Source organism: Okeania sp. SIO3I5, assembly GCF_010672085.1.
Taxonomy (GTDB): Bacteria; Cyanobacteriota; Cyanobacteriia; order Cyanobacteriales; family Microcoleaceae; genus Trichodesmium.
This window is the reverse complement of record NZ_JAAHHT010000059.1, coordinates 1-5,266: the sequence shown is the minus strand read 5'-3', so window position 1 is coordinate 5,266 and position 5,266 is coordinate 1. Positions and strand designations below refer to the sequence as shown.

Annotated in this window: 3 protein-coding genes; 1 reads left to right on the top strand and 2 read right to left on the bottom strand. The window is 36.3% G+C overall.

From position 1 onward, the window contains the following. Positions 1–630 precede the first annotated feature (630 nt). Positions 631–4,026, top strand: coding sequence for an alpha-mannosidase (locus tag F6K40_RS15535; RefSeq protein WP_293137340.1), 3,396 nt, complete (start codon positions 631–633; stop codon positions 4,024–4,026). Between the two features lie 27 nt (positions 4,027–4,053). Here the strand turns inward: F6K40_RS15535 and F6K40_RS15530 are convergent, their stop codons facing one another. Next, positions 4,054–4,260: a hypothetical protein gene (locus tag F6K40_RS15530; protein ID WP_293137339.1), complete on the bottom strand. Its 207-nt coding sequence runs from the start codon at positions 4,258–4,260 to the stop codon at positions 4,054–4,056. A 749-nt stretch (positions 4,261–5,009) separates the two neighbouring features. Next, positions 5,010–5,266 (bottom strand): hypothetical protein (locus F6K40_RS15525; protein WP_293137338.1); only part of this gene is annotated, 257 nt, incomplete at its 5' end.

Sequence of the window (5,266 nt, the reverse complement as noted above, 5' to 3'; positions counted from 1 at the left end):
AGATTTATTTGATTATTTGAGTCAAATTTTTCTGCGTCGAAAGATGGTGGTTAGAGAGACTTTGATCAAAATTAGGTAGCAGAAAAAATTACAACCTACTTTCATATCTGAATTCAAAAAAGCTCTGCATTTTCCGGGTAACTTCATCAACTATGCTGAGAATTTTCTCTATTTTTTGATGCGGGAAATTTCGACAAAAATCATCACATCAAACATCTGGTTTAAAAATCAGGTAAATAGATTTTATGGTGAGGTTGGTATTTCAATAATTCTCTGATATTTTTCCCAGTATTTTTCGGGAATAGCTTTGAGGCGATCGAGGAAATATTTAGAGATTTATTTGATTATTTGAGTCAAATTTTTCTGCGTCGAAAGGTGGTGTTTAGAGAGACTTTTATCAAAATTAGGTAGCAGAAAAAATTACAACCTACTTTCAGCTCTGAAGTCAAAAAAGCTCTGGATTTTCCAGGTAACTCCATCAGCAAATTAGAATTTCAAAGGTGGTGGTTAGAGAATTTTTTCTGAAGATTAAGTAGGAGAGAAAAAATGATAATCTAAATCTAGTTTTATATCTGAAACGAAACAAACAATCGAAACTCATTCTCACACTTATCAGGAAATCAGAATTTTATGCAATTTTCAATTCCAGAAATTTCTACAACAATTCAGCAATTTAGAAAATTAACGCGAGTAGATATTCAAAACAAATGGCGATATTGGCAAGGGGATATATCTATTACTGCACTTAAAAATTTAGATGCTTGGAAATTAGCTACAACAAATGAAAGGAAACATATTGCTTGGGAAAAAGGTAAACAGGTTTTATGGTTAGGGCAAAAGTTGATAATTCCCCCACATTTAAACGATTATCTTTTAACTGGTTTATCTTTACGATTGGGTTTGACTTGGTGGGCTGAATCTGCCGAAATTTATGTGAATGGTAAGTTAGTACAAACGGGGGATTTGTTTGACTGTTCGAGTCGAATTTTGCTGGGTCGAAGGGCAGTAGTTGGAGAGACTTTTATTCTTGGCATTAAGTTGGTAAGTCCGGAACATGACCGAGGTGCTTTGGTAAAGTCTTGGTGTGTCTATGAAAATCTAGATAATTATCAGTTAGACCCTGGTTTGATGGCGGACAGATTGGAAATTTTGCTCGAATATTTGACTAAAGTAGAATCTGAGAGCGACTTACACCTAGAGATAATAAAAAATTCTGTCAGTTTGATAGATTGGCAGACAGTTGGAGAGAAAGAAAAGTTTGAGCGATCGCTACTAAATCTTCACTCAGAAATAACTAAAATTTCTGACAACTATATTAATAGTTTAAAAATCAAATTATTAGGTCATGCTCATCTAGATTTAGCTTGGTTATGGGATGTGGAAGAAACTTGGGAAGCTGCGCAACGAACTTTCTCATCTGTTCTGAATTTACAACAATATTTTCCCGAACTTATTTTCTGTCATTCGACTCCGGCACTATATGAATGGATAGAAAAAAATCGACCAGACTTATTTAATAGAATTAAACGACAAATTGATTTAGGTAAGTGGGAAGTCGCAGCAGGTTTATGGGTAGAACCAGAATTAAATACAGTCGGAGGAGAATCAATTGTTAGACAAGTTTTATACGGTCAACGTTATGTTTCGGAAAAATTTGGCAGATTTTCTCATGTCGCTTGGTTGCCAGATACTTTTGGTTTCTGTTGGCAACTTCCGCAAATTCTTCAAGGGGGAAATATCAAATATTTTGCTACTCAGAAGTTACGTTGGAATGATTCGACAGAGTTTCCTTTTGAAATTTTTTGGTGGGAAGCTCCAGATAAAAGTCAGATTTTAAGTTTGATGTTACCGCCGATAGGAGAAAGTATTAAACCTGTAAAAATGGCAAAGTACGCTTGCGAATGGTTGACAAAAACTGGCAGTAAAAATGTTTTGTGGTTGCCTGGTGTGGGAGACCATGGTGGAGGTCCGACTCGCGATATGTTGGAGGTAGGTAAGAGATGGCAAGAGTCTGGTTTTTTTCCTGTGTTGGAGTTTTCTACTTCTGAGAATTTTTTTACTGAGTTGGTAGAGAAAAATTCAGGTAGTTTTCCTGTTTGGCAGGATGAACTTTATCTAGAATTTCATCGAGGATGTTACACGACTCATGCAGATCAAAAAAGATGGAACCGCCGTTGTGAAAATTTTTTGTACCAGGCGGAGTTGTTTTCTGTTTTTGCTTCAATTTTGACTGGTAGTTATTATCGAAAGAATGATTTGGAGACTGCTTGGAAGTTGGTTTTGTTTAATCAGTTTCACGATATTTTGCCTGGTTCGGCTATCCCGGAAGTTTATGTGGATGCTAATAATAATTGGCAGGAGGCGGAAAGTTTGGCTAAGGAAATTTTGGCGGAGGCTATGGGGAGAGTTGCTGTTAATGTTGATGTTTCGCCGCCTTTTCCTTTGGATACTTTTTCTGGTGGGATGGTTTATCCAATAATTGTGTTTAATTCTCTGAATTGGCAACGTTCGGAATTAGTTTCGGTTGCTTTGCCAGCGCCTTCCGCAAAAAAGGATAGTAGGGAGCGGGGGGATGAGGAGAGAGCAGGAAGGCAAGGAAGACAAGGAGGACAAGGAGGACAAGGAGGACAAGGAGGACAAGGAGGACAAGGAGGAGAAACAATTTCTGAATCTTTTTTTTCTTCTGCCTCTTCTGTGAGACCTAACTCTCAATATCTAAGCTCTTGTGATGATGACTGGCAAGTTTATGACAATGCCGGGCAAAGACTTACTTCTCAGGTCTCAGATAACAATTTACTGTTTGTTGCTTCTGAGATACCTGGGGTTGGTTATCGTTTGTTTTGGTTATGTTCTGGATTTTCAGATTTGGGCAATAAACTATATATAGGCACACCCGTCCGCAACTTTACAGTAAGAGTACCCAAAAAAATTCAAAATGTCAATACTGTTAGTTTAGAAAGAGAAAAATGGGTTTTAGAGAACGATTTATTACGGGTAAAGGTAGAGGCAACAACAGGAAATCTAGAGAGTATTTTTGACAAGATTAATCAACGGGAAATTCTCAAGAAACCAGAAGGAAATCAACTACAAGCTTTTCGTGATGAAGGTCAATATTGGGATGCTTGGAATATCGATCCGAATTATCAGCAACATCCTTTATCTCCAGCAAAATTAATAGATATTTATTGGGTAGAACAGGGAGAATTAAAAAGTTGTCTGCGGGTAATTAGAAAAATAGGTAATTCTGAGTTTTGTCAGGATTACATTCTCGAAATTGGTTCCCCACTATTAAAAATTAAAAGTCGGGTAAATTGGCAGGAAAGACACACTTTAGTCAAAGCAGCTTTTCCCATAAATATAGAAGCAGATTTTGCTACTTATGAAATTCCTTGCGGAGCAATTAAAAGAACTACTAAACCTCAGACAGAAAAAGAGAAAGCAAAATGGGAAGTTCCTGCTTTAAATTGGGCAGATATTAGTAAAGATAATTATGGAGTAAGTTTATTGAATGACTGTAAATATGGATATGACGCAAAACCAAATCAATTACGTTTAACTTTATTGAGAGGTTCGACTTGGCCTGACTCGGAAGCCGATGTAGGAATTCACGAATTTACTTATGCTATTTATCCTCATATCGGAAGTTGGGAAAATGCTGGAACTGTGCAACGAGGTTATGAATTAAATATGCCTTTGCTTGTAAAGGTAATGCCTTTCATTAGTAAGGAAAAATCTCATGGAAAGTTGCCACAAACTTATCGTTTTTTAGGTTGGGAAACTGACAACTTAATTTTGATGGCGTTGAAACGGTCAGAGGATAATCAACGTTGGATTTTCAGATGTTATGAATCTTCGGGAAAGGAGGCAAAATTAAATTTGGAAAGTGATGCTGGTTTAGGGATAGGAAAAGTTGTGAATTTGTTAGAGCAAGATGTTAGTGAGTCTGAATCTAATGTTGACTTTGAGAGTAAGAGTTGTGAAATTTCACCTTGGAAAATAGTCAGTTTTTCCTTAGATTTTCTGTAGTTATGAATTTTGGGAAATTCTGGTAGTTCATGTGAGCGATCGCTTGATGTTACCTTTGACTCTGGCAATGAAATTTTCCCAATCAATATAGATATATCTGTGGCAATTTGAAATTTTTGGTTGTGGGAAGTGCGGAATTTTCCCGATTTTTCTTTTGCCTACCTCAGAAATTTCTGCTGTGGGAAAAAATCCTGATTTTGCCTTTAATTCTGGCAATGAAATTTTCCCAATCAATATAGATATACCTCTGGCAATTTGAAATTTTTGTCTGTGGGAAGTGCGGAATTTTCCCGATTTTTCTTTTACCTACCTCAGAAATTTCTGCTGTGGGAAAAATTGTCAGTTTGCTTTTGATTCTGGCAGTAAAATTTTCCTATAAATATAGATATATCTCTGGGGATTTGAAATTTTTGTCTGTGGGAAGTGCTGAATTTTTCCTTCGTGTCTTTTACCTACCTCAGCAATTTTTGCTTTGGAAAGTGCGGAATTTTCCCGATTTTTCTTTTGCCTACCTCAGCAATTTCTGCTGTGGGGAAAAATCGTCAGTTTGCTTTTGATTCTGACAGTGAAATTTTTCCATAAATATAGATATATCTGTGGCAATGTAAAATTTTTGGTTGTGGGAAGTGCGGAATTTTCCGAATTTTTCTTTTGCCTCTCTCAGAAATTTTTGCTGTGGGGAAAAATCGTCAGTTTGTCTTTGACTCTGACAGTAAAATTTTCCTATAAATATAGATATATCTCTGGCAATGTAAAATTTTTGGTTGTGGAAAGTGCGGAATTTTCCCGATTTTTCTTTTGCCTACCTCAGCAATTTCTGCTGTGGGGAAAAATCGTCAGTTTGTCTTTGATTCTGGCAGTAAAATTTTCCTATAAATATAGATATATCTCTGGCAATGTAAAATTTTTGGTTGTGGAAAGTGCGGAATTTTCCCGATTTTTCTTTTGCCTACCTCAGCAATTTCTGCTGTGGGGAAAAATCGTCAGTTTGTCTTTGATTCTGGCAGTAAAATTTTCCTATAAATATAGATATATCTCTGGCAATGTAAAATTTTTGGTTGTGGAAAGTGCTGCATTTTTCCTTGGCAAGTTGAAATTTTTATCTGTCGGAAGCGCCGAATTTTCCTCATTCCTTTTTCCTCTGACTCAGCAACTTTTGCTGTGTCAAAAAAATTCTTAGTTTTCCTTTGACTTTGGCAATAAAAATTTTCCATAAATATAGATATAGCTCTGGCGAGTT